General features: G+C 71.4%; 23 protein-coding genes. 7 read left to right on the forward strand and 16 right to left on the reverse strand.

From position 1 onward, the window contains the following. Positions 1–80 precede the first annotated feature (80 nt). Entirely contained in the window at positions 81–782 is a 702-nt protein-coding gene (locus ACWC2B_RS30430) for an NACHT N-terminal Helical domain 1-containing protein (protein ID WP_450722196.1), read from the reverse strand. Positions 783–1093: 311 nt separating this feature from the next. Between ACWC2B_RS30430 and ACWC2B_RS30435 the strand changes: the two genes are divergently transcribed. Then, on the forward strand, positions 1094–1747 hold the full coding sequence (locus ACWC2B_RS30435) for a M23 family metallopeptidase (protein ID WP_450722198.1): 654 nt from the start codon (positions 1094–1096) through the stop codon (positions 1745–1747). Positions 1748–1760: 13 nt separating this feature from the next. On the opposite strand, the gene ACWC2B_RS30440 is transcribed toward ACWC2B_RS30435, so the two are convergent. Beyond that, positions 1761–2324 (reverse strand): TetR/AcrR family transcriptional regulator, encoded by a 564-nt coding sequence (locus tag ACWC2B_RS30440; protein WP_450722200.1) that lies wholly within the window; start codon positions 2322–2324, stop codon positions 1761–1763. Between the two features lie 171 nt (positions 2325–2495). Here ACWC2B_RS30440 and ACWC2B_RS30445 point away from each other — a divergent pair, with 171 nt between their 5' ends. Next, the gene (locus tag ACWC2B_RS30445; protein ID WP_450722202.1) at positions 2496–4100 is read left to right on the forward strand and encodes an MDR family MFS transporter; all 1605 of its coding nucleotides are present in this window, start codon (positions 2496–2498) and stop codon (positions 4098–4100) included. A gap of 227 nt (positions 4101–4327) precedes the next feature. Here the strand turns inward: ACWC2B_RS30445 and ACWC2B_RS30450 are convergent, their stop codons facing one another. From ACWC2B_RS30450 to ACWC2B_RS30480, 7 genes are all read right to left on the reverse strand, one after another. Then, entirely contained in the window at positions 4328–5569 is a 1242-nt protein-coding gene (locus ACWC2B_RS30450; RefSeq protein ID WP_450722204.1) for a low temperature requirement protein A, read from the reverse strand. 102 nt (positions 5570–5671) lie between these two features. Then, positions 5672–6997 (reverse strand): two-component system sensor histidine kinase CseC, encoded by a 1326-nt coding sequence (gene cseC, locus ACWC2B_RS30455; RefSeq protein WP_450722206.1) that lies wholly within the window; start codon positions 6995–6997, stop codon positions 5672–5674. A 7-nt stretch (positions 6998–7004) separates the two neighbouring features. Continuing rightward, positions 7005–7709, reverse strand: coding sequence for a two-component system response regulator CseB (cseB, locus tag ACWC2B_RS30460; protein WP_450722208.1), 705 nt, complete (start codon positions 7707–7709; stop codon positions 7005–7007). Between the two features lie 120 nt (positions 7710–7829). Further along, positions 7830–8492, reverse strand: a complete 663-nt coding sequence (locus ACWC2B_RS30465; RefSeq protein WP_450722210.1) for a hypothetical protein — start codon at positions 8490–8492, stop codon at positions 7830–7832. Continuing rightward, a complete protein-coding gene (locus tag ACWC2B_RS30470) occupies positions 8480–9037 on the reverse strand; it encodes a SigE family RNA polymerase sigma factor (RefSeq protein WP_450722212.1) in 558 nt (185 codons plus the stop codon). The genes ACWC2B_RS30465 and ACWC2B_RS30470 overlap by 13 nt, the downstream gene beginning before the upstream one ends. 254 nt (positions 9038–9291) lie before the next feature. Beyond that, positions 9292–10206 carry an A/G-specific adenine glycosylase gene (locus ACWC2B_RS30475; protein WP_450722351.1) on the reverse strand — a complete coding sequence of 305 codons (915 nt, stop codon included), beginning with the start codon at positions 10204–10206 and terminating at the stop codon, positions 9292–9294. Positions 10207–10294: 88 nt separating this feature from the next. Beyond that, positions 10295–10921, reverse strand: coding sequence for a phosphatase PAP2 family protein (locus tag ACWC2B_RS30480; RefSeq protein ID WP_450722214.1), 627 nt, complete (start codon positions 10919–10921; stop codon positions 10295–10297). Positions 10922–11164: 243 nt separating this feature from the next. On the opposite strand from ACWC2B_RS30480, the gene ACWC2B_RS30485 reads away from it, so the two are divergent. Then, the gene (locus ACWC2B_RS30485) at positions 11165–11980 is read left to right on the forward strand and encodes a hypothetical protein (protein WP_450722216.1); all 816 of its coding nucleotides are present in this window, start codon (positions 11165–11167) and stop codon (positions 11978–11980) included. Between the two features lie 119 nt (positions 11981–12099). Here the strand turns inward: ACWC2B_RS30485 and disA are convergent, their stop codons facing one another. Together disA and radA are read right to left on the reverse strand one after the other, a co-directional pair. Next, positions 12100–13224, reverse strand: coding sequence for a DNA integrity scanning diadenylate cyclase DisA (disA, locus tag ACWC2B_RS30490; RefSeq protein WP_450722218.1), 1125 nt, complete (start codon positions 13222–13224; stop codon positions 12100–12102). Positions 13225–13314: 90 nt separating this feature from the next. Then, positions 13315–14712 (reverse strand): DNA repair protein RadA, encoded by a 1398-nt coding sequence (radA, locus tag ACWC2B_RS30495; protein WP_053729098.1) that lies wholly within the window; start codon positions 14710–14712, stop codon positions 13315–13317. Positions 14713–15004: 292 nt separating this feature from the next. On the opposite strand from radA, the gene ACWC2B_RS30500 reads away from it, so the two are divergent. Further along, a complete protein-coding gene (locus ACWC2B_RS30500) occupies positions 15005–16678 on the forward strand; it encodes a BACON domain-containing protein (RefSeq protein WP_450722221.1) in 1674 nt (557 codons plus the stop codon). 24 nt (positions 16679–16702) lie between these two features. On the opposite strand, the gene ACWC2B_RS30505 is transcribed toward ACWC2B_RS30500, so the two are convergent. Then, the gene (locus ACWC2B_RS30505) at positions 16703–17518 is read right to left on the reverse strand and encodes a hypothetical protein (RefSeq protein WP_450722223.1); all 816 of its coding nucleotides are present in this window, start codon (positions 17516–17518) and stop codon (positions 16703–16705) included. A 52-nt stretch (positions 17519–17570) separates the two neighbouring features. Between ACWC2B_RS30505 and ACWC2B_RS30510 the strand changes: the two genes are divergently transcribed. From ACWC2B_RS30510 to ACWC2B_RS30520, 3 genes are all read left to right on the forward strand, one after another. Continuing rightward, positions 17571–18503 carry a Ppx/GppA phosphatase family protein gene (locus tag ACWC2B_RS30510; protein ID WP_450722225.1) on the forward strand — a complete coding sequence of 311 codons (933 nt, stop codon included), beginning with the start codon at positions 17571–17573 and terminating at the stop codon, positions 18501–18503. A gap of 119 nt (positions 18504–18622) precedes the next feature. Then, positions 18623–19444 (forward strand): sugar phosphate isomerase/epimerase family protein, encoded by an 822-nt coding sequence (locus tag ACWC2B_RS30515; RefSeq protein WP_078966775.1) that lies wholly within the window; start codon positions 18623–18625, stop codon positions 19442–19444. Next, positions 19441–20073, forward strand: coding sequence for a TetR/AcrR family transcriptional regulator (locus tag ACWC2B_RS30520; protein ID WP_450722227.1), 633 nt, complete (start codon positions 19441–19443; stop codon positions 20071–20073). Before ACWC2B_RS30515 ends, ACWC2B_RS30520 begins: the two co-directional genes overlap by 4 nt. A gap of 479 nt (positions 20074–20552) precedes the next feature. On the opposite strand, the gene pstB is transcribed toward ACWC2B_RS30520, so the two are convergent. The 4 genes from pstB to pstS form a co-directional block, all read right to left on the reverse strand. Continuing rightward, positions 20553–21329: a phosphate ABC transporter ATP-binding protein PstB gene (pstB, locus tag ACWC2B_RS30525; RefSeq protein WP_450722229.1), complete on the reverse strand. Its 777-nt coding sequence runs from the start codon at positions 21327–21329 to the stop codon at positions 20553–20555. A gap of 79 nt (positions 21330–21408) precedes the next feature. After that, a complete protein-coding gene (pstA, locus tag ACWC2B_RS30530) occupies positions 21409–22485 on the reverse strand; it encodes a phosphate ABC transporter permease PstA (RefSeq protein ID WP_450722231.1) in 1077 nt (358 codons plus the stop codon). Between the two features lie 171 nt (positions 22486–22656). Beyond that, positions 22657–23655 carry a phosphate ABC transporter permease subunit PstC gene (gene pstC, locus ACWC2B_RS30535; RefSeq protein ID WP_450722233.1) on the reverse strand — a complete coding sequence of 333 codons (999 nt, stop codon included), beginning with the start codon at positions 23653–23655 and terminating at the stop codon, positions 22657–22659. Between the two features lie 136 nt (positions 23656–23791). Then, the gene (gene pstS / locus ACWC2B_RS30540; protein WP_450722235.1) at positions 23792–24937 is read right to left on the reverse strand and encodes a phosphate ABC transporter substrate-binding protein PstS; all 1146 of its coding nucleotides are present in this window, start codon (positions 24935–24937) and stop codon (positions 23792–23794) included. Positions 24938–25119 lie beyond the last annotated feature (182 nt).

A 25119-nucleotide genomic window follows, 5' to 3' on the forward strand; every position in this document is an offset into this window, starting at 1 on the left:
CCAGGGGGTACCCCCATCGAGGACCTTCCGGCGCCTTGCGATCGCACGCACCAGACGCCGCGGTCTGATCCGGACGGGGTTTAGACACAGGCTCTCAGATAGGCGGCGTCCAGGGGCCAGGTGCCGGGGGAGTTGGTGAGGTCGATGCCGTAGATCGTCACCTTGCCGTGCTTGCGGGCGACATGGGCGAGATAGCGGCGCTCGAACGCGACGTCACGGGCGTCCGCGCGCGGCGTCCGGGCCATCAACTCATCGACCTTGGCGTCGAGTTGGGCCTGACGTCGGCTCTGCTGGACGACGGTGGCCGGGACGAACGCCGTCCGCTGGCTGAAGAAGTGCAGGATGTGCAGACAGGTGGCGAGCAGCAGGCGCTCGTAGAAGTGGGCGGCGTCCGCGGAGAGGTGGCGCTCGGGGCGCTCGCCGGCCCGGCGCAGTTCGCGGGCCAGCGCCTCGTGGCCGAGCGCGACCGCCTCGACGTCGCTGAGGCCGAGCTCGCCGAGCGCGTACAGGGTCGCGGTGAGCGCGTCGGCGACGGCCTGTTCCTCGTCGGCCGGGATGGGCCGCTCGCCCGTCCGTACCCCCTCCTTCACCAGGGCGGCCGCGAGTTTGCGCAGGTCGGGTTCGGTCAGGGTGCGTTTCTCGCCGCGGAAGGAGACGTACGAGGAGATGCGGACGGGGCGCTCGACGAGGCCGGCGCCCGCCCCTTCGCTCAGGAAGAGTTTCTTCACCAGCGGGCTGACGACGCTCGTCGCGAGCTTGAGGCCTAACTGCGCGGGATCCACGACGCGAAAGCCTAGCGACGGTGGCCGGGCCATGGTCCCGAAAGGGGTGGACTTGCGGCCCGGTCGCGGTGACAAGGCGCACAGGGGTTTAGGAGCCTACTAGGCGGCTTAGGGGGCGTTGGGCGGGGTTCGGCGGTATTCCCGCTCTGATCGTTACGGCTTTCGGTAGTAGATGGGCGTTTTGGGGGGAGATGGGGGTTCGGGTTACCAAGGTGAGGCCGACCCGGTGTGCCGTTGTGCGTGCCGGGTCCTCGCATGCCGCCGGACCTCGTTCGGAGGCCGCCCCTGTCTCCGTACGGAAGAGCTCCCGCATGCCCCAGCGCACCCCGTCCAAGCCCGCCCGCCCGTCCGCGTTCCGTCTGCGCACCGCGGCCGCGGCCGCAGTCGCCGCCGGAATGGGGGGCGCGATGCTCCTCGGTACGGGTGTCGCGGTCGCCGACGAGGTGAGCGCCTCGTCGCTCGTGACCGCCTCCGCCACCACGAACGCGGTCGCCGGTCAGGCCAAGGCGCAGGCCAAGGCCGCCGCGGCGAAGCAGGCCAAGGCCGCCTCCTGGGTGCACCCGGTCGCGCGGTACACGCTGAGCGCCACCTTCGGCCTGGGCGGCTCGATGTGGGCGAGCAAGCACTCGGGGCAGGACTTCGCGGTGCCCAGCGGCACGAGCGTCGCCGCCGTGCACGGAGGCACCGTCGTCAAGGCCGGCCCGGTCGGCGCCGGTGACGGCCCCGCCTACGGCAACGCGATCGTGATCCGGCACGCCGACAACACGTACTCGCAGTACGCCCATCTCTCGCGGATCGGCGTACGGGTCGGCCAGAGCGTGGCCACCGGCGAGCACATCGCGCTGTCCGGCAACACCGGCAACTCCAGCGGCCCGCACCTGCACTTCGAGATCCGTACGACGCCGCACTACGGCTCTGCGGTCAACCCGGTCGCGTTCCTGCGGACGGTGGGCGTGACCGTCTGACCGCTCGTCCTCGTTATCCGCGCGTGTTGCGGTGGGCCTGGACAACCAGGTCATTGGCGACTTCGAGGATGCTGGCGCGCTTCTCCTCGGGGTCGCCTTCCATGTCCTTGAGGACGAACATCCCCGCGTGCATCGAGAACAGTGCCGTGAAGCAGCGGATGCGGTCGGACATGGCGGCGTCCGGGTCCTTGAGCAGGTCGACCATCGCGTGCATCCGCTCCTTGAACATCTCGCCGATGCTCAGTTCGCGCATGGTCGCCTGGTTCTCCTGCATGAAGCGGAACAGCGGCTCCGCCCCCATGAGGGCCTCGCTGTAGCGGCGCAGGATCTCCTGCTTCACGTCCAGCGTCTTCGGCTGCGTACGGCCCCACTCGATCACCTCGTCCATGGGCCTGGTGAGGTCCTGGAAGAGGCTGATGATGATGTCTTCCTTGGTCTTGAAGTGGTAGTAGAGCGCGGCCTTCGTCACATCGAGCCGCTCGGCGATCTCGCGCAGCGAGGTCTTCTCGTAGCCCTGCTCGCCGAAGAGCTCCAGGGCAACGTCCTGGATCCGCTGGCGGGTGTTTCCTCTGGCCATGCCGCTCTCCCGTAGGCGTACGGCCGCCGTCCCCCGGCGGCCGTGCCGTTTGTCATTTACTTACTTGACGCCCGGCAAGTTGGGGTCTACCTTCCCCAGTGTAGTGGCAACTAGCCGGGCGACAAGTAAGTGCCTCACCCGGTGGACGGCAGGCTCAGGGAGTTGGGGACGATGGCTACGGGGATACCGGAAGAGACGGCGGCCGAGGCGGGGGTGACCGACGGGCCGCAGCCGCGCAGCGTACGGGTCGTGCTGCTCGCTCTCATGATCGCGATGCTGCTCGCCATGCTGGACAACATGATCGTGAACACGGCGATGCCGACGATCGTGGGCGAACTCGGCGGACTTGAGCACCTGTCCTGGGTGGTGACCGCGTACACCCTGGCCACCGCCGCGTCCACGCCGATCTGGGGCAAGCTCGGCGACATGTACGGGCGCAAGGGCGCCTTCCTCACCTCCATCGTGATCTTCCTGATCGGCTCCGCGCTCAGCGGCATGGCGCAGGACATGTCCCAGCTCATCGGCTTCCGCGCGATCCAGGGCCTCGGCGCGGGCGGCCTCATGGTCGGCGTCATGGCGATCATCGGCGACCTCATTCCGCCCCGGGACCGCGGCAAGTACCAGGGCATGATGGCCGGCGTCATGGCGCTCGCGATGATCGGCGGCCCGCTGGTCGGCGGCGCCATCACCGACCACCTCGGCTGGCGCTGGACGTTCTACATCAACATCCCGCTGGGCGCGGTCGCGCTCGCCATGGTCACCGCCGTACTGCACCTGCCCAAGAAACGGGCGCGCGGGCGGATCGACTACCTCGGCACGATCCTGCTGACCGTCGGCATCACCTCGATCGTGCTGGTCACCACGTGGGGCGGCTCGCAGTACGCCTGGGGCTCGGCGATCATCATGGAGCTCATCGGGCTCGGCGTGGCCTCGATCGTCGGCTTCCTCTTCGTCGAGACGAAGGCCGCCGAGCCGATCGTGCCGCTGCACATCTTCCGCAACCGCAACTTCTCGCTGATGTCCGGCATCGGCTTCCTCACCGGCTTCGTGATGTTCGGCGCGATGCTGTTCCTGCCACTGTTCCAGCAGTCCGTGCAGGGGGCCTCGGCCACCAACTCCGGCCTGCTGCTCCTTCCGATGCTGCTCTCCATGATGGTCGTCTCGCTGATCGCGGGCCGGGTCACCACCAACAGCGGCAAGTACAAGATCTTCCCGATCCTGGGCGGCGCGCTCGTCGTGGTCGGCCTGTTCCTGCTCTCCACGATGGACACCACCACGACCCGGCTCATGTCCGGCGTCTACATGGCCGTCCTCGGCGCGGGCATGGGCTTCCTGATGCAGATCACGATGCTGGTCGCGCAGAACAGCGTCGAGATGAAGGACATGGGCGTCGCCTCGTCCTCCACGACCCTCTTCCGTACGCTCGGCTCGTCCTTCGGCGTCTCGATCATGGGCGCGATCTTCACGAACCGGGTGGGCGACGAGATGACTCGCCGCCTCGGCTCGGCGGCCTCCTCGGGCGCGGGCAAGCTGGCCAACGCCCAGCTCGACCAGGCGAGCCTCGCGAAGCTGCCGGTTCCGGTACGTGAGGCGTACCAGTACGCGGTGTCCTCCGGTACGCATGGCACGTTCCTGGTCGGTTCGATCATCGCGGTGGCCATGTTCGTGGCGGCCCTCTTCGTGAAGGAGGTCCCGCTGCGGGGCTCCGCGCCGGCCCCGGCCCCGGAGAAGGCCGCCCCGGCGGACGCGGCGGCCGTCTCGGAGCCGGTGGCCTAGGGGCTGCCCGGCGGCATCCGGCGAGGCTGGGGCTCCGCCTCGGACCTCGACGCGCCTTCCCACCCTCCGCCCGCGCGGCAGGGTGGGAAGGCGTCTTTCGTTTGCGGGGGCTCGGCTCCGCGGGGGCGGTCGGCGACGGGGCCTCTGTACACGCGAGGCCGGCCGGCCCGGACGCCCAGGGGCGGAGCCCAAGGGCACCCTTTTCGTTCCGGGCGCCCCCCGGAACGTCAGGCCGCCTCCTCCACACGGCGCCGGTGGCTCGGCGCCTCCGCTGCCACCGACGCCCCCAGCAGCAGCGCCGCCCCCGCAAGCACCGCCGAGACCGGGGCGCGGCCCGCCAGCGGGACCAGTCCCGCGATCAGCAGCGCCGTCGCCAGGCGGAGGCGTACCACCGGATCACGTACGCCCGTGAAAGCAGCCCGTACCGCCGCCGTGGACAGCAGGAACAGCGCGACCCCGCCCAGGACGCACAGCGCGAGCGCCGTGGTCAGGCGGCTGGCCGAGCCCACGACCGCCGTGCCCACCGCGCCGCCCGCCACCGCGAGGCCGAGCTGCACCGGCAGGTGGCCCAGGACGTAGATGTGCAACAGGCGCGGGTTGCCCGCGAGTTCGGCGTGTGCGCCCGGCCGGGTCCCGCTCGCGCTGAAGTACGACCACCACAGGCAGGCGCACAGCGCGAAGGCCGCCGCGCCCGTCACCATCGCCGACCCCGCCGTCCGCGCCTGGACCAGCCCGTTGGTGAAGCCGAGCACCGACTCGCCGAGCACGATGATCGTGAAAAGACCGAAGCGTTCCCGCAGATGCTCGGTGTGGTGCGGAGCCCGCGCGATCCGGCGGCCCGAGAGCAGCGGAATCGCCAGGTCGACCGCCATCCCACCCGCCCAGATCCCGTACCGCACCGCCCCGGCCGGTGCGAGCAGCGCGCCGCCCGCCCAGAACAGCGCCGAGAACGCCGACCCGGACGCGAAGGAACCCAGCAGCGGGGCGAGCCGCCGGTCCCGCCGGGCCTCAAGCGCGTACAGCGCCGCCACGCCGAGACGCGCGCCGAGGTACGACAGGGCGAAGCCGGTGTCCGCGCTGTCGGAGGTGCCCACGCTGCCCACGAACACCGCGAGCCCGCACACCGCCACGAGCCCGGCCATCGTGAGCAGGCGGTGCGAAGTGACGTCCCGGTCCGCCCGGTTGGCCCGGACCGCGTACAGCACCCACGTCCACCACAGCGGCACGAACAGGGCGGCCGCCGCCGCGACCGAGCCGAGCGTCGGCTCGGAGCTGATGCGGCGGGTGATCTGGCCGACGGCCGCGACGAACACCAGGTCGCAGAACAGCTCGAACCAGGTGGCCCGCCGCTCGGCCTCGGCCCCGGCCTCAGCCGGTGGATCGTCCAGGACGTCCGGCCGGTCCGGAACGCCCGGCGGGCCGGGTATCGGTACGGGATCGGACGGCGAAGTACGTGGGCCCTCATGCATGGTCAACAGTGTTGCCATTGTCGGCCGTTGACGCTCCCCGTACGAGAATCCCGCCTCCCCGTACGAGGGAGCAGGCTCCCGTACGCGTAACGGCTCGGACGACTACATCTGCCGCGCGTCCTTCGCCGACGGCGGCTGCACCGGGAAGCTGCCCGTGTTCGTCGGCGCGTGTTCGGGGAGCCAGAGCACCGCGATCGCGCCGCCCGCGCCCGCCGCGGCCTCGGGGGCCACGTTGCGGAACGTGAGCCGGGCGCCGAGGACCCTGGCCTGGCCCGCGGCGATCGTCAGGCCCAGGCCGTGCCCGTTGCCCGCCCGGTCGCTCGACCCCGTACGGAACCGGCTCGGCCCCTCGCGAAGGAGCGCCTCGGGGAAGCCGGACCCGTGGTCGCGGACCCGTACGACCCGGCCCTCGACGGTGACCTCCACCGGCCCGCCGCCGTGCTTGGCGGCGTTGCCGAGCAGGTTGCCCAGGATGCGTTCCAGGCGGCGCGGGTCGGTGGAGACCCACGACTCGTGGACGACCCGCACCTTCACCTCCGGGTCGAACACGGCCACCCGGCGGCTCACGAACTCGCCGAGCGCGATGTCCTGCAGCTCCGCCCGCTCGGACGCGCTGTCGAGCCGGGCCACCTCCAGGACGTCCTCGACCAGCGTGCGCATGGCCTGCGCCCGGTTGCGCACCAGCTCGGTGGGGCGGCCGGGCGGCAGCAGTTCGGCGGCGGTGAGCAGCCCGGTGACCGGGGTGCGCAGCTCGTGCGCGATGTCCGCGGTGACCCGCCGCTCGGCCTCGATGCGCTCCTGCAGCGCGTCGGTGAGCGCGTCCACGGCGCGGGCGAGCTCGTCGGTCTCGTCGCGTACGACACCGCCGATGGCGTCCCGTACCCGTACCTCCGTGTTGCCCTCGGCGACCTTGCCCGCCGCGTCCGCCGCCTTGCGGAGCCGTCGCGAGATCTGGCCGCCGATGAGGATGCCCAGCGCGCAGCCGCCGAAGACGACCGCGACCGAGCCGATGACCAGGGCGCGGTCGAGGTCGGCCATCACGTTGGAGCTGCGGTCGGTGAAGGTGGAGTGCAGCGACAGGACGTCGCCGTTGCCCACCGGCACGGCGGCCCAGATGTCGGGCGGGCCGCTGCCGTGCTCCTGCACCGAGGAGGCCTTGCGGCCCTGCAGGGCCTTGGACTTCAGCGTGGCCGGCAGCGCGGGATCGTTCAGCTTGGTGCCGAAGCGGACCCGCTTGTTGCTGGTCTCGTAGTAGTTCTGCGCGAAGGTGAGCCGCTCCATCTGCACTTCGCGGGCGTTGTCGAGCATGGAGACGCGGGCCGCGTTGTGCACGACGAGGCTCAGCGCCATCACGGTGAGCGCGCCGACCGCGGTGATGGCGATGCTGATCTTCCAACGGATGCCGGTGCGCAGAGCTGGGCGCCTCACCTGCCCGTCACGCCTTCAACTTGTAGCCGAAGCCACGGACGGTCTCGATCCGGTCCTGCCCGATCTTGGTGCGCAGGCGCTGGACGTGGACGTCCACGACCCGGGTGTCGCCGCCCCAGCCGTAGTCCCAGACCCGCTCAAGGAGCTTGTCGCGGGACAGCACGGTGCCGGGCGCCGAGGAGAATTCGAGGAGCAGCCGCATCTCGGTCGGGGTCAGCGCGACGGTCTCGCCGCGCTTGCGGACCTCCATGCCCTCGGTGTCGATCTCGATGTCGCCGAAGGCGAGCACACCCCGCTCGGGCGCCTCCTCGGGCGGCTCGGCGGCGGCGCCGGGCCCGCCCGCGTGCCCGAAACGGCGCAGCACGGCGCGGATCCGGGCGACCAGGACGGCGCCGTCGAAGGGCTTGGTGACGTAGTCGTCCGCACCGGCCTCCAGGCCGAGGACGACGTCGATGGAGTCGGCCCGCGCGGACAGCATGATGACCGGCACGGTCGACTCGTCGCGGATCCGGCGGCACAGGCTGACGCCGTCGAGGCCCGGCAGCATCACGTCGAGCAGGGCGATGTCCGGCCGGTCGGCGCGGAACGCCTCCAGGCCGGAGAGCCCGTCGGGCATGGCGGTCACGGTGAAGCCGTCCCGCTCAAGGGCGAGCTGGGTGGCTTCACGGATGACGTCGTCGTCCTCGACGAACAGAACATGGGTCTCGGCCATCGCGCTGCTCTCTCAGTTCTCCGGCGGTCTCTTCCGACGCCCGGCACTCGTGCTGCGCGTCGGACGCAGTACCAGTCTGCGGCATGACCACGGCGCCGCTCGCCGATGCGGGCGCCCGGGTCAGGGGGTGGCGGGCACGGGTGCGGCGCTCTCGTTGCCGCCGACCGCCTTGCTGTAGTCGTTCTCCACCTGGTCCTGCTGGGCGAACTTACCGCTCGCGCCGCCCGACCAGTGGTAGGTCGTCACGACCTCGCTGGACGCGAACGCCGGTTTGTCACCGGCCGCGTACATCTGCCGCGTCACCACCAGATCGCCCCGGTCGATCTCGGCGTACACGGGCGTCTCCTCGGCGGTGAAGACGTTGTCGTACGAGGAGCCGGACGCGCGGTACACGTACGCGCCGAGGCCGACGGCGTCCGCGCAGTTCATGACGTTCACGACGACGTCCTGGCCGGTCGTGCCGGTCAGGTGCCCGTACGTCACGTCGATCGGGTACTCGTCCTTGGTGCAGGGCTTGAGCTGGGCCTTGACCCGGGTGCTGACCTTCGGGTCGGCCTTGAGCAGCTGCACCGGGTCGACCTTCGTGAACGGTTCCGGGCTGGTCGCGCTCGGCGACGGCGTGGCGTGGGAGACCTTGTCGGACCGGGGGGCCTCGCCCTCGTCCCGGGTGCCGGTGCCGCCCGTGGAGCAGCCGGCCATGAGCAGCCCGAGGGCGGAGAGCCCGGCCAGTGCCGTGGTCCCCGCCGTCAAAGCGCCCCCGCTGCGCCTGCTCAGGCCGCGCACCGCTCCCGCCCCTTTACCTCGCGTACGTTGCCGTGCTCAAGGGCACGGAAGTCCAGGTCGCGGCTCTCCAGCTCCTGGCGGAGCCGGGCCAGCGCCCGGTGCAGCGTGCTCTTGACCGTGCCGGCCGACATGCCGAGGGCCGCGGCCGTCTCCTCGGTACTCATCTGCTCCCAGTGTCGCAGCACGACGACGCTGCGCTGCTTGGGGGCCAGGACCTTCAGGACGTCCATGAGCAGGGCGCGGTCGGCGCGCTGCTCGGAGCCGTCCTCGACGCGGGCGTCGGGCAGCTGCTCGGTCGGCACCTCTTCGAGCTTGCGGGCCCGCCACCACTCGGTCCGGGTGTTGATCATGACCCGGCGCAGGTACGCGTCGGCGAGCGTCTTGTCGGCGATGCCGTCCCAGCGGCCGTAGGTGCGGGCCAGCGCGGTCTGCAGCAGGTCCTGTGCGTCCACGGGGTCCGGAACGAGCCGCCGGGCACTCCGAAGAAGCGCGTCCTGCCGGGTGCGTACGTACTCCTCGAACTCAAGCACCTCGCCCTGCGCCATACCCAACCGCCTCCGTCGTCCCCGTGAGCTGGTCCCGCTCGTCCTGCTGGTCGCTTACCTGAATGAAGCTACGGAGGACTTGTCACGGGCCTGTGCGGAGGAGCCGTCGGCAGACGCACGGAGAGCCATCGGTTGTGTAACAGCCGAGGTTTACCGCCGTTTTCCAGGGGTAACGCCGCGCTTTCGGACGTTACGGACACACTCGGGCAGGACGGCGCCGGTCGGTGGGGTCAGGACTGGGGCAGGCGTCGCGATCAGGACTGGGGCAGCCGATAGAAGCTGTCTTCGAGCGGCTCCACCAGACCGTCCGCGACGAGACCGTCGAGCGCCCGGGCCCGCTGCACCGGCTCGTGCCACACCGCGTCGAGGGCCGACTGCGGTACGGCACCGGTGGCGTCGCGCAGCACCGCGAGGAGCCGGCCGCGCACCTGCCGGTCGGTGCCCGCATAGGTCTGGCCGCGCCGGGCCGGGCCCTCATGTGCGGGCTTTCCGGCAAGGCGCCAGGCGCACTGGGCGGCGATCGGGCAGCGCAGGCACGTCTCGTTCTTCGCGGTGCAGACCAGCGCGCCGAGCTCCATGGAGGCGGCCGCCCAGCGGGCCGCCGTCGTCTCGTCCTCGGGCAGCAGCGCGCGGGCCAGGCGCCGCTCGGCGGCGGTGGTCGCGGTCGGCGGGTACTGCACCCCGGTGACGGCGCGGGCGAAGACCCGGCGCACGTTGGTGTCCAGGACCGCGTGCCGCTGCCCGTAAGCGAACGAGGCGACCGCGGCCGCCGTGTACTCGCCGATGCCGGGCAGCGCGAGCAGCTGGCCGTGATCGGCCGGTACGTCGCCGCCGTGCCGTTCCGTTATGGCGAGGGCCGCGCCGTGCAGCCGCAGCGCCCGGCGCGGATAGCCGAGCCGGCCCCAGGCGCGGACCGCCTCGCCGGGCGCCTCGGCGGCCAGGTCGGACGGGCGCGGCCAGCGCGCCAGCCACTGCTCGTACACCGGGAGCACCCGGCTGACGGGGGTCTGCTGGAGCATGAACTCGCTGACCATCACGCCCCAGGCGCCCGCCTCGGGGCGTCGCCAGGGCAGGTCGCGGGCGTGCTCGCCGAACCATCCGATGACGGATTCGTGCAGGACGGCGGGCTCGGCCTTCGGGTTCGTCGTGTTCTTCTCGGTCATGGGCATGCTGGGCACGGTGGGCATCGTCGGCAGAGTGTTCATCGCAGAGCCGATCCTGGCATGTTCGGCCCTCGAAGGGGGCGCGCAGCGGCTCTCAGCGGCGCGCGTGCTGCCTGGCGTGGACGCGTGCGCCGGGTCCGGCGAACCAGGCGACCGCGGACACGTCGCTCGTACGCATCGACTCGGCCAGCGACCGCACCGGCCGGGTGCCCACCCTCACGACGAGCAGCGCGACCAGGGTGCCGAGCACCAGGCCGACCGCCACGTCGTGCGGGTAGTGCACCCCGACGAAGACCCGGGAGAAGGCCATCGCGAGCGCCATCGGCACGGTGAGCAGCCAGATCCGGGACCACGCCAGAGCCAGCGCGAGGGCGGCGGCGCCCGCGATGGTGGCGTGGTTCGAGGGGAACGACCAGTCGCCGTGGGCGGGGCAGGCGATCAGCGAGGTCGCCGCGCCCGCCACCGCCCGGCAGGGCCGTTCCTCGTCGATCAGCGACTTGATCACCTCGCTGCACACATAGGCGACCGCCGTCGCGACGGGCGCGAGCAGCGCGAGGGCGAACGACGTCGTGTCCCGGCGGCGGGCCCGCCACCAGGCGCAGACGAACAGCACGCCGAACAGGAGCAGCCCGAGCTCCGTCCAGACCTCGACGAAGCTCTGCACCCAGGACGGCATGTCGTGGGCGAAGTCGGTGATGTTGCGGTAGAGCTCACTATCCATGGTGACCGACAGTATGAATCATGAATGGGCGGCGACAGCGAGCCGACCATGACCTGACCGCGAGGCGACCACGAGCTGAACGTCGAGCCGACGGTGAGCCGACCGCAGGCCGACCGCAAGTCGACCGCAGGGCGGCGACCTCTCCGCGGAGGAACCCGCTCCGGAATGATGATCAGGAAAACTTGGGCTCAGTGGCGGCGGGTGGGGCGGGAGTTGCCCCCGATCTCTCGTAAGGTTCGGTGCGTGGGATCTCTGCGCAATCCGGTCGGGCCGCTTCCCTCCTCCATCTATTGGCGACGGAGGGCGGTCGCGCTGTCCTTGTTCGCGCTGCTCGCGCTCCTCGTCCTATGGGTCGTCACTTCCGGTGGCGGCAGCGGAAACAAGAGCGGCAGCAACGACAAGGGCCCCAACCCCACGCAGTCCATCACCCCGGGCCCGTCGGGCTCCGGTCCCGCGATCAGCACGGCACCGGGCGGCCGCGACGAGTCCAGCGGCTCGGGAGGCTCGTCCGCTTCCGGAGGTTCGGGCGGCTCCAACTCCACTGGCGGCGGTACGAGTACGGGCTCGGGCGGCTCCGGCGGCTCCAACTCCCGTTCCAGCGGCGGTAGTTCGGGCGGCGGCAGCAGCACGGGCATCCGGGTCCCGGCCGAGTCCGGCCTGCCGACCTGCGCGCCGGGCTCCCTGACCCTGACCCTGCGCAGCACCAAGACGTCGTACCGGCCGGGGGAGAAGCCGAGCATCGAAGTCGTCCTCAAGAACAACTCGGCGTCCACGTGCAAGGCGGACCTGGGGCCGAAGGGGGCGGTGGTGACGGTGACGTCCGCCGGGAACGACCGGGTGTGGTCCACGGACGACTGCCCGCCGGGTGACGCGGACGTCTTCTACCAGGTGCCGGGGAGCTCCGCGATCACCCACACCGTGGAGTGGAACCGCGCGAAGTCCGCGCCGGGGTGTGCGACGCCGGGGGCGGGGGCGGTGACGCCGGGCACGTACCTGGTGGAGGCCCACTTCCCGGGCCTCCCGGTGGCGAGGACGTCGTTCGCGCTGTCCCAGGACTGACCCCGGGGCTCCGCCCCAGACCCCGGGAGGCCCGGAGCCATCCAGCCCCGCGCATACGGGATGGGACCCCTGCTCGTTAAGAGCTTGGGGGAGGGTGGGCAAACGCCCCCCGGCCCCACCTACACGTACCGCTCCAGGATCGAAGACTCCGCCAACCGCGACAGCCCCTCGCGCACGCTCCGCGCCCGCGCCTCGCCGACGCCGTCGACGGTCTGGAGGTCGTCCACCGAGGCGGCGAGCAGCTTCTGCAGGCCGCCGAAGTGCTCGACCAGGCGCTCGATGATCGCGCCCGGCAGGCGCGGCACCTTCGCCAGGAGGCGGTACCCCCGCGGGGACACCGCCGAGTCCAGCGTTTCGGGGGAGCCGCTGTAGCCCAACGCCCTTGCCACTATGGGCAGTTCGAGGAGCTCCGCGTGCGTGAGGTCGTTGAGTTCGCGCAGCGCCTCGTCGACCGTGCGGGAGCGCTTGGCGGTGGGCTCGGGCACGTAGTCCCGTACGACCAGCTCCCGCTCGGGCTCGACCCCGGCGATCAATTCGTCCAGCTGGAGGGAGAGGAGGCGGCCGTCGGTGCCCAACTCCACCACGTACTCGGCGATTTCCGTCGCGATCCGGCGCACCATCTCCAGGCGCTGGGCCACCGCCGTCACGTCCCGGACCGTCACCAGGTCCTCGATCTCCAGGGCGGACAGCGTCCCGGCGACCTCGTCCAGGCGGAGCTTGTAGCGCTCAAGCGTCGCGAGCGCCTGGTTCGCGCGGGACAGGATCGCCGCCGACTCCTCCAGGACCCGGCGTTCCCCGTTCACGTACAGCGCGATCAGGCGCATGGACTGCGAGACCGAGACGACCGGGTAGTTGCACTGTTTCGAGACGCGGTCCGCCGTGCGGTGGCGGGTGCCGGTCTCCTCGGTGGGGATGCCCGCGTCCGGCACGAGCTGCACGCCGGCCCGGTGGATCTTGGTGATGTCCTTGTCGAGGACCAGCGCGCCGTCGAGCTTGCACAGCTCGCGCAGCCGCGTCGCGGCGAACTCGACGTCCAGGACGAAGCCGCCCGTGCACATCGAGTCGACGGTCTTGTCGAGGCCGAGGACGATCAGACCGCCCGTGTTGCCGCGCAGGATGCGCTCCAGGCCGTCGCGGAGCGCGGTGCCGGGCGCGACTGCGCTCAGCGCGGCGCGCATCAGCGCTTCGTTACCGGAGCCTGTGCCGGACTTTCCGGGTGCTGATGCCCGGTCGTTGGCTGCCACTGCACTCCTCCGGTGTTGCTCATACGGCGCGTACTGCTCGCGTACTGCTCGTACGGACGGGCGAGACCAGGGCAAAGTCTACCGGCGCGGCTACTCCTCCCGTGGGGCCTGTGCACGACGCCCGCGCGGGAGCACCCGCAGCGCGTCCCCCATGTCGGCGACTTCCGTGACCTTCATACCGGCCGGGACCTTGCCCGGGTCGGTCGGGACAAGGGCGTGGGTGAAGCCCAGGCGGTGGGCCTCGGCCAGTCTGCGCTGCACGCCGGTGACCCTTCTGACCTCGCCCGCGAGGCCCACCTCGCCGATCGCGACCAGGTTCTTGGGCAGCGGAGTGTCGCTGGCCGCCGAGGCCAGGGCCAGCGCGATCGCCAGGTCCGCGGCCGGCTCGGAGAGCTTCACTCCGCCCACCGTCGCGCTGTAGATGTCGCGCTTGCCGAGCGCGGTGATCCGGCCCCGCTGTTCGAGCACGGCGAGCATCATCGAGACGCGGGAGGTCTCCAGACCCGAGGTGGTGCGGCGCGGGGAGGGGATCTGCGAGTCCACGGTGAGCGCCTGGACCTCGGCGACCAGGGGACGGCGGCCCTCCAGGGTGACCGTGAGGCACGTGCCGGGCACCGCCACGTCGCGCCGGGTGAGGAACAGGCCGCTGGGGTCGGCGAGGCCGGTGATGCCCTCGTCGTGCAGCTCGAAGCAGCCGACCTCGTCCGTCGCCCCGTACCGGTTCTTGACGCCTCGTACGAGGCGCAGGCGCGCGTGCCGGTCGCCCTCGAAGGAGAGCACCACGTCCACCAGGTGCTCCAGGAGGCGGGGGCCCGCGATCGCGCCGTCCTTGGTGACGTGGCCGACCAGGAGCGTGGACATGCCGCGCTCCTTGGAGGCGCGGATGAGCGCGCCCGCGACCTCGCGGACCTGCGCCATGCCGCCGGGGGCGCCGTCGATCTCGGGGGAAGCGACGGTCTGGACGGAGTCGAGGACGAGCAGGGACGGCTTCACCGCGTCGAGGTGGCCGAGGACGGCGGACAGGTCCGTCTCGGCGGCCAGGTACAGGTGATCGTTGAGCGCCTTGATCCGGTCGGCGCGCAGCCGGACCTGGCTCGCCGACTCCTCACCCGTGATGTAGAGCGTGCGGTGGTCGTCGGTGGCCGCCTTGGCCGCGACGTCCAGGAGCAGCGTCGACTTGCCGACGCCGGGCTCCCCGGCGAGCAGCACCACCGCTCCCGGCACGAGACCGCCGCCAAGCACCCGGTCGAGCTCGTCGACGCCGGTTGTGCGGGCGGTCGCCTGGCGGCCGTCCACCTGGCCGATGGGCAGCGCGGCCGTGGAGACCCGGCCCGCCGCCGTGGTGCGCACCGCGGGCGCGCCGTACTCCTCGACCGTCCCCCACGCCTGGCACTCGGGGCAACGGCCGAGCCACTTGGCGGTGGTCCAGCCGCATTCGGTGCAGCGGTAGGACGGCCGGTCCTTCGCGGATTTCGTACGGGCAGCCATGGCGTCACCGTATAGGGGGCCACTGACAATCCCGTACGGGCCGGGAAAGCGGGCCGGGAAGCGGGCCCCTGCGCGCGGGCCGGTCTTCCGCGCCCCGCCGTTCGGGTGGATGCGGCCGGGCCCGCGTCGCCCCGACCGGTCGCATCCGTTTGCACAGTGCGTAGCCGGTCTGCCATGGAATGCCAAGGAATTCCGGATTCCTGTCCCCTTTTGAGGGATACGTTCACCCGTAAGGATTAAATGTGCTCAACCGGTACGAAGAAGCCCGCATGCTGCCCCTACGGTCGCTCGCGTGACGAGCAGCAGACTGGATCAACCAGCGCACAACACCGGCGCACACCGGGCGCAGCACCGTGCGCCCCGTACGTTGGCCCAGCGCCCGCCCGCGCGTTACGAGGCCTACCTGGACGGACTGTTCACGTACTGCCTGTCCGTCCTGTGCGACCACGACGAGGCGACCGCCGCCCTCGGCGACATACTCGCCGTCTCCGAGCGCCAGTACGCGCGCTGCCCCTCGGGCGAGGCCGAACGCAAGGCCTGGCTGTACGCGCTCGCCCGCTGGGCCTGTCTGCGCAAGCTGGCCGAGCGCAAGCGCAACCGCCAGGGCGCCCACACCGGACGCCCCGCCCGCACCGCCGAAGAGGCCCCCGCCGTCGAGGTGTCCGAAGAGGAGCAGGAGCGGCGGCAGCGCGAACTCGCCCTGCTCGCCTGGCCCGAGGCCGCCGGCACCACCCCCGAGCAGCGCGAGGCGCTCGAACTCGCGGTCCGCCACCAGCTCGGCGCCCGCGAGGTCGCCTCGGTGCTCGGTATGAACTACCCGGCCGCGCGCGAACTGCTCGCCGCGGGGGCCTGCGAGGTCGAGCGGACCCGCGCCGCGCTCGCCGTCGTCGAGATGGGCGGCTGCCCCACGGTCGCCCAACTCACCGGCGATCACCAGGTGTTGCTCTCCGCGGCGCTGCGCCGCGAACTGGTCCGGCACGTCGACGACTGCCCCCGCTGCCGCCGCGCCGCCGAGCGCGCGGGCGCGTCCGGGCCCTGGCCCGGGTCGACCGTCACCCCCGCCGCGCTGCCGCTGGCCGAGGCGCCGCGGGCCGCCGCCCAGGCCGCGATGCTGCACGTGCCGCGGACGCGCGGCGGGGTCCCGCGGTTCGACCGCGCCGGGTTCCCGATGGACCCCAAGGACCGGGCGGCCCGGCGTGACCGGCTGCGGGCCAGAGCCGTGACCACCACCGTCGTCGCGACCGTCGTCGCGGCCCCCGTCTTCGCGCTCTGGGCCGCCTACCGCGGCGCCCCCGCGACCGGCGAGCCGGAGGGCGGCGCGAAGGTCACCGCCAGCGAGGCCGACGCCCCGGGCGGCCTGAACGGGCATCCGCACGACCTCTACGAGAACGCGGGCAACGCCCGCAGCGAACCCGACACCCGCTTCACCGCGGGCAGCCGCGCCCCCGACGTGTCCGTCGAGGTCATCAGCCCCACGACCGCCCCGGCCGGCCCCGCCCGGCTCGCCGTCGCGGCGAGCTCGGCGGGCGACACGACCGTGCTCACGCTCACCTCGACCGGCGGCGCGCCCGTCGACTGGTCGCTGCGCAGCCACGCCCGCTGGCTCACCTTCAGCCAGAGCGCGGGCAGGCTTGAGCCCGGCCGGAGCGTCACCGTGTACATCGGGGTCGACCACGCCCAGGAGCCGCGCCACGCCTGGTCGGTGCGGGTCGAGGTGGCGCCTTCGGGTGCGGCGGTACGCATCGCGGGCGACGGCACCCCCATCGCGACGCCGTCCTCGCCCGACCCCGGCAGCACGGGCCACCCCGGCCCGGGCGGATCCAGCGCGCCCGCCCCGACCCCGCCCCCGCAGAGCCCGAGCAGCCCGGCGCCCACCCCGACGACGAAGCCGCCGAGCCAGAGCCCCACCCCGACGGCGCCGCCCACCCCCACGGGGACCCCGCCGTCACCGACCCCTAGCGGCTGACAACTGCCGTACGGGACAAGGGAGTTACGGCTTCGGGTCGGCCGGGTGGGGGGCGACGAGCGGCAGCTGGGAGGCGAGCCGCGCCTCGCACTGCTCGACAAGGACGTCGTACGCCTCCTGGCCCATCAGCTCGGTCAGCTCCGGCTTGTACGTCACGTACACCGGCTCGCCCGCACCGTGGGCGGAGGTCGCCGAGGTGCACCACCAGTGCAGGTCGTGGCCGCCGGGGCCCCAGCCGCGGCGGTCGTACTCGCCGATCGAGATCTGCAGCACCTTGGTGTCGTCGGGCCGCTCGATCCAGTCGTACGTCCGGCGCACCGGCAGCTGCCAGCAGACGTCCGGCTTGGTCTCCAGGGGCTCCTTGCCCTCCTTCAGGGCGAGGATGTGCAGTGAGCAGCCGGCGCCGCCCGCGAAGCCCGGCCGGTTCTGGAAGATGCACGAGCCGTTCCAGCGGCGGGTCTGGCGATCGCCGTCCTCGTCGGTCTGGATCCAGCCCGACTCCGTACCGACGTCGTGGAACTGCCACAGCTCCGGAGTGAGCCGCGCCACGTGCCCGGCCACCCGCTTCTCGTCGTCCTCGTCGGAGAAGTGGGCGCCGAGCGTGCAGCAGCCGTCGTCGGCCCGGCCCGCCTCGATGCCCTGGCAGCCGCTGCCGAAGATGCAGGTCCACCGCGAGGTGAGCCAGGTCAGGTCGCAGCGGAAGACCTGCTCGTCGTCGGCGGGGTCGGGGAACTCGACCCAGGCGCGCGGGAAGTCGATCCCCTGCTCGTCCTGAGCCTTGTTCACGGGGTTCTTCGGGGCCTTGGCTTTGCCCGGCTTCGCCTTTTTCGTCTTTGGCACACCACCAGCGTATGTCCGAGGCCGTGTCCGGATGCGCAGTAGCGTTCAGCCCATGAGACTCGGAGTCCTCGATGTGGGGTCGAACACGGTTCATCTGCTGGTGGTGGACGCGCACGCCGGTGCCGCGCCGCTGCCCGCGCACTCGCACAAGGCCGAGCTGCGGCTCGCCGAACTCCTCGACGAGGACGGTGCGATCGGACCGGAGGGCATAGACCGCCTCGTCTCCACGATCAGTGGCGCGCTGCTCTCGGCCGAGGACAAGGGTGTCCAGGAACTGCTCCCCTTCGCGACCTCCGCGGTGCGCGAGGCCAGCAATGTGGACGAGGTGATCGCCCGGGTCCGCGCCGAGACCGGGGTCGACCTGGTGGTGCTCTCCGGCGAGGAGGAGGCCCGGCTCACCTTTCTCGCGGCGCGCCGCTGGTACGGCTGGTCGGCCGGGAAACTCCTCCTGCTCGACATCGGCGGCGGCTCCCTGGAGGTCGCGTACGGCATCGACGAGGAGCCGGACGCGGCGGTCTCGCTGCCGCTCGGCGCCGGGCGGCTCACCGCGGGCTGGCTGCCGGGCGACCCGCCGGACCCGGCCGACGTACGGGCCCTCCGCCGGCACGTACGGGCCCAAATCGCGGGCACCGTAGGGGAGTTCACCCGCTCGGGGCGGCCCGACCACGTGGTCGCCACGTCGAAGACGTTCAAGCAGCTTGCGCGGATCGCGGGGGCCGCACGGTCGAGCGAGGGCGCCTACGTCCAGCGCACTCTGAGTCGTAAATCACTGGAGGAGTGGGTGCCCAAGCTCGCCGCCATGACCACCGAACAGCGCACCACGCTGCCCGGCGTCTCGGAGGGCCGGGCGCCGCAACTGCTCGCGGGGGCGCTCGTAGCGGAGGGCGCGATGGACCTGTTCGCGGTCGATGAGCTGGAGGTATGTCCCTGGGCGCTGCGCGAGGGCGTGATCCTGCGCCACCTCGACCACCTGCCGGTGGGCTGACGGAGCGACGGGGCGGGGCGGGCGCGGGAGTCGGACCCGGAGTTACCGGTGAGTGTGACGTTCGTCGGGCTCACCGGACCGCCTCCCCCCTCGGCGGTGGCGGCCCGTACCCTGTCTCCGTGGCAGAACCAGTGGTGCGCATCCCGGATGCGAAGGTCGCCCTGTCCACGGCCTCGGTCTATCCGGAGTCGACGGCGACGGCCTTCGAGATCGCCGCGCGCCTGGGCTACGACGGCGTCGAGGTCATGGTCTGGACCGACCCCGTGAGCCAGGACATCGAAGCCCTGCGGCGGCTCTCCGACTACCACCAGGTGCCGATCCTGGCCGTCCACGCGCCGTGTCTGCTGATCACGCAGCGGGTCTGGTCGACCGACCCGTGGGTGAAGCTGCAGCGGGCGCGGGCGGCGGCGGAGAAGCTCGGCGCGTCGGCGGTGGTGGTCCATCCCCCGTTCCGCTGGCAGCGCCAGTACTCCCGCGACTTCGTGAACGGCATCTGGCGGATGGCCGATGAGACCGACGTCAGATTCGCCGTAGAGAACATGTACCCGTGGCGCTACCGGGACCGCGAGATGCTGGCGTACGCGCCCGACTGGGACGTGACGAAGGACGACTACCGCCACTTCACCGTCGACCTGTCCCACGCCGCGACCTCTCGTACGGACGCGATGGCCATGGTCGACCGGATGGGCGACCGGCTCGCCCACGTCCACCTCGCGGACGGGCGCGGCTCGGCGAAGGACGAGCACCTGGTGCCGGGCCGCGGCACGCAACCGTGCGCGGAACTCCTGGAGCGGTTGGCGTTGACCGGCTTCGACGGTCACGTCGTCATCGAGGTGAACACCCGGCGGGCCATGTCGGCGGCCGAACGCGAGGCCGACCTCGCCGAGGCACTCGCCTTCACCCGGCTGCACCTGGCGTCCGCGCCGGCCCGCCGCGCATGACGGACTCCGGAGGCGGTACGGGGCCGGCCACCCCGCGCCGCCGCGGCCGCCCCCCGCGGGCCGCCGCCGAAGCGGGCCCCGGCGCCCGCGAACGCATCCTGTCCGCCGCGCGCACGGAATTCTCGGACCGGGGCTACGACAAGACATCGATGCGCGGCATCGCCAAGGCGGCGGGGGTGGACGCGGCGCTGGTCCACCACTACTTCGGCACGAAGGACGAGGTGTTCGCGGCGGCCATCGAGGTCGACTTCGAACCGGCGCTGACCGTGGACGCGATCCTCGGCGACTCCCTGGACGGCGTCGGCGAACGCCTGGCCCGCCACTTCCTGGCCATCTGGGAGAACCCGGCGACCCGCACCCCCCTGATCGCCGTACTCCGCTCGGCCCTCACGCACGACGCGGCGGCGAAGGTGCTGCGGGGCTTCGTCCTGCGCCGCCTGCTTGAGCGGGTGGCGGCCGACCTGTCGGTCCCCGACCCCCGCTTCCGCGCGGAGCTGGCGGCGTCGCACATGATGGGGATCGTGATCATGCGGTACGTGCTGGAACTGGAACCGCTCGCCTCCGCGCCGGCGGAGCGGATCGTGGACCTGGTGGGGCCGACGCTGCAGCGGTACCTGACAGAGGGGTAGCCCCTGGGGCTCCGCCCCCGGGCCCCCGGTTTTCGGCTGCGGCCCGCACGTGGCTGGTCGCGCGGTTCCCCGCGCCCCTAGCAGCGTCCATGCCGGCCCGCACCGGGCACTTCAGCCTGTCCGGCGATTGAGGACGAGCGCCCTTAGAGCCTGTGTCTGAACCCCGCCCGGGCCCGTGACGTCTGGCACGCACTCCCCCAAGGCCTTAAGGGCCAGGGGGGACCCCCATGCCGCGTTGCCGAAACGCCCTAGTAGCTCCTCCCCCAAGGTCTTGAAGACCAGGGGGTACCCCCATCGAGGACGCTCCGGCGCCTTGCGATCGCACGCACCAGACGCCCCGGCCTGATCCGGGCGGGGTTCAGACACAGGCTCTGAAAGCGCAGGCGTACGGAAATGGGCCCGCCCCGGGGTTCCCGGGGCGGGCCCTTCGTCTTGCGGTGGCACCGCCATGCAGCACCGCAGACGTGCGAGGGGGGCGCCTATCCGAAGCGGCCCGAGATGTAGTCCTCCGTGGCCTGCACGGACGGGTTGGAGAAGATCCGCTCGGTCTCGTCGAGCTCGATGAGCTTGCCGGGCTGGCCCACCGCCGCGAGGTTGAAGAACGCCGTACGGTCCGAGACGCGCGCCGCCTGCTGCATGTTGTGCGTCACGATCACGATCGTGAAGCGCTCCTTCAGCTCGCCGATCAGGTCCTCGATCGCGAGGGTGGAGATCGGGTCGAGGGCCGAGCACGGCTCGTCCATCAGCAGCACGTCCGGCTCCACCGCGATCGCCCGCGCGATGCACAGACGCTGCTGCTGGCCGCCCGACAGGCCCGAACCGGGCTTGTTGAGGCGGTCCTTGACCTCGTTCCAGAGGTTCGCGCCCTTGAGCGACTTCTCGACGACGTCCGCCAGTTCGCTCTTCTTGAACTTGCCGTTCAGCCGCAGGCCCGCCGCCACGTTGTCGAAGATCGACATCGTCGGGAACGGGTTCGGACGCTGGAACACCATGCCGACCGTACGGCGCACCGCCACCGGGTCGACCGCGGAGCCGTACAGGTTCTCGTCGTCCAGGAGCACCTTGCCCTCGACGCGGCCGCCCGGGGTCACCTCGTGCATGCGGTTCAGGGTGCGCAGGAACGTGGACTTGCCGCAGCCGGACGGGCCGATGAAGGCCGTCACCGAGCGCGGCTCGACCGTCATCGAGATGTCGTCGATCGCCTTGTGGGAGCCGTAGTAGGCGGAGAGGCCGCTTACGTCGATTCGCTTGGCCATAACAATCACTGCTTCTTTCGAGCGTGGCGAGAGAGGTCGCTGGGTTGGCCGCACGCGCGGTGGAGCCGCAGATGTCGCCTCAGCGACCGTGCTTGGGGGCCTTCCAGCGGGCGATGCCGCGAGCCACCAGGTTGAGGATCATGACGAACGCGATCAGGACCAGGGCGGCCGCCCACGCGCGGTCGTACGACGCGTCGCTGCCTACCTTGTACTGCTCCCAGATGTAGAAGGGGAGCGAGGACTGGGCGCCCGAGAACGGGTTGGTGTTGATCAGCTGGCTGCCGAAGACGAGCAGCATGATCGGGGCGGTCTCGCCGGCGATGCGGGCGATCGCGAGCATCACGCCCGTGGCGATGCCGCCGATCGCGGTCGGGATGACCACCTTCAGGATGGTGCGCCACTTCGGCACGCCGAGGGCGAGGGAGGCCTCGCGCAGCTCGTTCGGGACGAGCTTGAGCATCTCCTCCGTGGAGCGGACCACGACCGGCATCATCAGGATGGCGAGTGCGAGCGAGCCCATGAAGCCCGAGGGCTGAAGGTCGAACATCAGCATCAGCGTCAGGATGAAGAGGCCGGCGACGATGGACGGGATGCCCGTCATGACGTCGACGAAGAAGGTGACGGCCTTGGCGAGCGCGCCCTTGCCGTACTCCACCAGGTAGACCGCGGTCAGCAGGCCGAGCGGCGCCGAGATGAGGGTGGCGAGACCGATCTGCTCCAGGGTGCCGATCAGCGCGTGGTAGACGCCGCCGCCCTTCTCGAAGCCGGGCACTCCGGCCATCGAGTGGCTCAGGAAGTACCCGTTGAGGACCTTGGTGCCGCGGCTGATCGTCGTCCACAGGAGGGAGAACAGCGGGACCACGGCGATGATGAAGCAGACCCAGACCAGGGAGGTCGCCACCCGGTCCTTGGCCTGCCGCTTGTTCTCGACGGCCGAGGTGACCGCGTACGAGATGAGGATGAAGAGCAGGGCGGCTATGAGGCCCCACTGGACCTTGCTCTGCAGGTCGAAGGCGAGGCCGATGACGACGGCGAGGGCCACGGCGGCCACCGCGAACCCGGCACCCGCCCAGCGGGGCAGGGACCGTGCGCTGAGGCCGCCCTTGCGGGGCGCCGGAGCGGCCGGCCGTGCTTCCTGTACGGCGGTGTGGCTCATGCGGGGCTCCCTTCGGGGGCTCGGCCTGCGGGGTGGGGGTTTCGGCGGGGCCGGCCGCGGTGGGCTGCGGCCGGGGGTCCGGGGGTTGTCCCCCGGAAGGTCGCAGCGCTCATGCGGGGCTCCCTTCGGGGGTTCGGCCTGCGGGGTGGGGGGCGGGGGGAGTTACAGGGCTCATGCGTTGGCCCCCGAGTACTCCTTGCGGCGGGCGATGATCATGCGGGCCGCGCCGTTCACCAGCAGGGTGAGGACGAACAGGACGAGGCCCGAGGCGATCAGGGCGTCGCGCCCGAGCTGGTTGGCCTCGTCGAACTTCGCGGCGATGTTCTGCGCGAAGGTGCCGCCGCCCGGGTTGAGCACGTGCAGCGACACGAGGTAGCTCGGGGAGAGCACCGTGGCGACGGCCATCGTCTCGCCGAGCGCGCGGCCCAGGCCCAGCATCGAGGCGGAGATCACGCCCGAGCGGCCGAAGGGCAGCACGGAGAGGCGGATGACTTCCCAGCGGGTCGCGCCGAGGGCGAGCGCCGCCTCCTCGTTCATGCGCGGGACCTGGAGGAAGACCTCGCGGCTGACGCTGGTCACGATCGGCAGAATCATGATCGCGAGCAGGATGCCGACGGTGAAGATGGAGCGGGCGACGCCGACCTCGGTCTTTTCGAAGACGTACGTCCAGCCCAGGTAGGTGTCGAGCCACTCGTTGAGGCCGCCGAGGTAGGGCACCAGGAACAGGGCGCCCCAGATGCCGTAGACGATCGACGGGACGGCGGCGAGCAGGTCGACGACGTACGCGAGGGGTGCGGCCAGCTTGCGCGGCGCGTAGTGCGAGATGAACAGGGCGATGCCGACCGCGACCGGGACCGCGATGACCATCGCGATGACCGAGCTGACGACGGTGCCGAAGAGCAGGACCGCGATGCCGAACGCGGGCGGGCTGCCGGCCGGGTTCCAGTCGAAGGTGGTCAGGAAGTTGCCCTGGTCCTTCGAGATCGCTATGCCGGCCCGCACGCTGAGGAAGATGGCGATGGCCGCCATGACGACGAGCAGGAGGATGCCCGAGCCCCGGGAGAGCCCGAGGAAGATCTTGTCGCCCGCGCGGCCGGTGGACTGCTTGCGGCGCGCTGACGGGGCGGGAGCGGGTGGCGGAGGTGTGTCCGTTGCTATGGAAGAAGCCATGATCTTTCCGGTCTGTGGGCGGGGGCCGGAGGGCCCCCTGGCGGCGGTGCACCGGATGGTGTGTGGCGGGGGCCGGATCGGGGGCCCCGCCCCACGCGAGCCGCCGGGTCTTCGGCCCGGCGGCTCAACTGGGTTGCTACTGGAGCGAGTTGACCGTCGAGACGACCTTGGCGTTGATCTCGGACGGGATCGACGCGTAGCTGGCGTCGGTGAGCAGCTTCTGCCCGTCGGCGCCGGCGGCGTAGGAGAGGAAGGACTTGACCGTGGCGAGCGTGGCGGGCTTGTTGCCCTTGTCGCAGGCGATCTCGTACGTCACGAGGACGATCGGGTAGGCGTTGTCGGCCTTGGTCGCGTAGTCCAGCTTCAGCGCCAGGTCCTTGCCGGTGCCGGCGATCTTCGCGGCGGCGATGGCGGTGGAGGCGTTCGCGGAGCTGGCCTTGACCGGGGCGGAGGCGCCGGTGTTGATGTCGACGGTCTTGATCGACTGGGACGAGGCGTAGGAGAGCTCGAAGTAGCCGATGGCGCCGTTGGTCTGCTTGACCTGGGCGGCGACGCCGGCGGAGCCGGAGGCGGCCTGGCCGCCGGGGGCGGCCCACTTCTTGGCGGGCGCGTACGTCCAGTCGGCCTTGGCCGTGGCGCTGAGGTACTTGGTGAGGTTCTCGGTGGTGCCGGAGTCCTCGGAGCGGTGGAAGGCCTGGATCGCCAGGTCCGGGAGCTTGGCGCCCGGGTTCAGCTTGGCGATCGCCTCGTCGTTCCACTTGGTGATCTTGCCGCTGAAGATCTTGGCGATGGAGGAGGCGTCCAGGACGAGGTTGTCGACGCCCTCGACGTGGAAGCCGATCGCGATCGGGCCGCCGACCATCGGGAGGCTGATGCCCTGGCCGCCGCCCGTGCAGACCTTCTTGGAGTCCTCGACCTGCTGGGCGTTGAGCGGCGAGTCGGAGCCCGCGAACGCGACCGTGCCCTGGGTGAAGGCGACGATGCCCTCACCGGAGGACGAGGACTTGTAGTTGATCTGCGCGTCCTTGCAGGCCGCCATGTAGTTCTTGACCCAGAGGTCCATGGCGTTCTTCTGCGCGGAGGAGCCGGAGGCCAGGAGCTGGCCCTTGGCGCCGTCGCACTTCACGTTGGAGGCGGCTCCGGTGGACGTGCCGCCCGTCCCGCCCGTGGTCCCGCCGCCGCTGTTGTTGTCGCTGCCGCACGCCGTGAGGGCCAGGGCGCTGGACACGGCGATGACGCCGAGGGCGGTGGCGCGGAGCCGGTTCTTGCGCTGAAGCTTCACTTTCGGGTGTTCCTTCCGGGAGCCGCCGGTTTCCGTTCGTTGTACGGCGGCGTGCGTGGATGGGCGATGAGGGCGGGATGCCGTGCACCGTGTAAGGCCGAAATTAGGCAGGACAGGTGAAGCGGTCGGCGGGGGAGAGTTAACGGAAGGTGAACCGTGGCGGGCAGTGCGGTGCCGACCGT

It is taken from the genome of Streptomyces sp. NPDC001415 (assembly GCF_053597395.1).

Coding starts and splice junctions, on each gene's coding strand:
- cseB (WP_450722208.1), bottom strand. CDS start 7,709: ATGGCCGAGACCCATGTTCTGTTCGTCGAGGACGACGACGTCATCCGT.
- ACWC2B_RS30520 (WP_450722227.1), top strand. CDS start 19,441: ATGACGGACTCCGGAGGCGGTACGGGGCCGGCCACCCCGCGCCGCCGC.
- pstB (WP_450722229.1), bottom strand. CDS start 21,329: ATGGCCAAGCGAATCGACGTAAGCGGCCTCTCCGCCTACTACGGCTCC.
- ACWC2B_RS30445 (WP_450722202.1), top strand. CDS start 2,496: ATGGCTACGGGGATACCGGAAGAGACGGCGGCCGAGGCGGGGGTGACC.
- ACWC2B_RS30440 (WP_450722200.1), bottom strand. CDS start 2,324: ATGGCCAGAGGAAACACCCGCCAGCGGATCCAGGACGTTGCCCTGGAG.
- ACWC2B_RS30480 (WP_450722214.1), bottom strand. CDS start 10,921: ATGGATAGTGAGCTCTACCGCAACATCACCGACTTCGCCCACGACATG.
- ACWC2B_RS30450 (WP_450722204.1), bottom strand. CDS start 5,569: ATGCATGAGGGCCCACGTACTTCGCCGTCCGATCCCGTACCGATACCC.
- ACWC2B_RS30510 (WP_450722225.1), top strand. CDS start 17,571: ATGAGACTCGGAGTCCTCGATGTGGGGTCGAACACGGTTCATCTGCTG.
- ACWC2B_RS30435 (WP_450722198.1), top strand. CDS start 1,094: ATGCCCCAGCGCACCCCGTCCAAGCCCGCCCGCCCGTCCGCGTTCCGT.
- pstA (WP_450722231.1), bottom strand. CDS start 22,485: ATGAGCCACACCGCCGTACAGGAAGCACGGCCGGCCGCTCCGGCGCCC.
- radA (WP_053729098.1), bottom strand. CDS start 14,712: ATGGCTGCCCGTACGAAATCCGCGAAGGACCGGCCGTCCTACCGCTGC.
- ACWC2B_RS30470 (WP_450722212.1), bottom strand. CDS start 9,037: ATGGCGCAGGGCGAGGTGCTTGAGTTCGAGGAGTACGTACGCACCCGG.
- pstC (WP_450722233.1), bottom strand. CDS start 23,655: ATGGCTTCTTCCATAGCAACGGACACACCTCCGCCACCCGCTCCCGCC.
- ACWC2B_RS30475 (WP_450722351.1), bottom strand. CDS start 10,206: ATGCCCATGACCGAGAAGAACACGACGAACCCGAAGGCCGAGCCCGCC.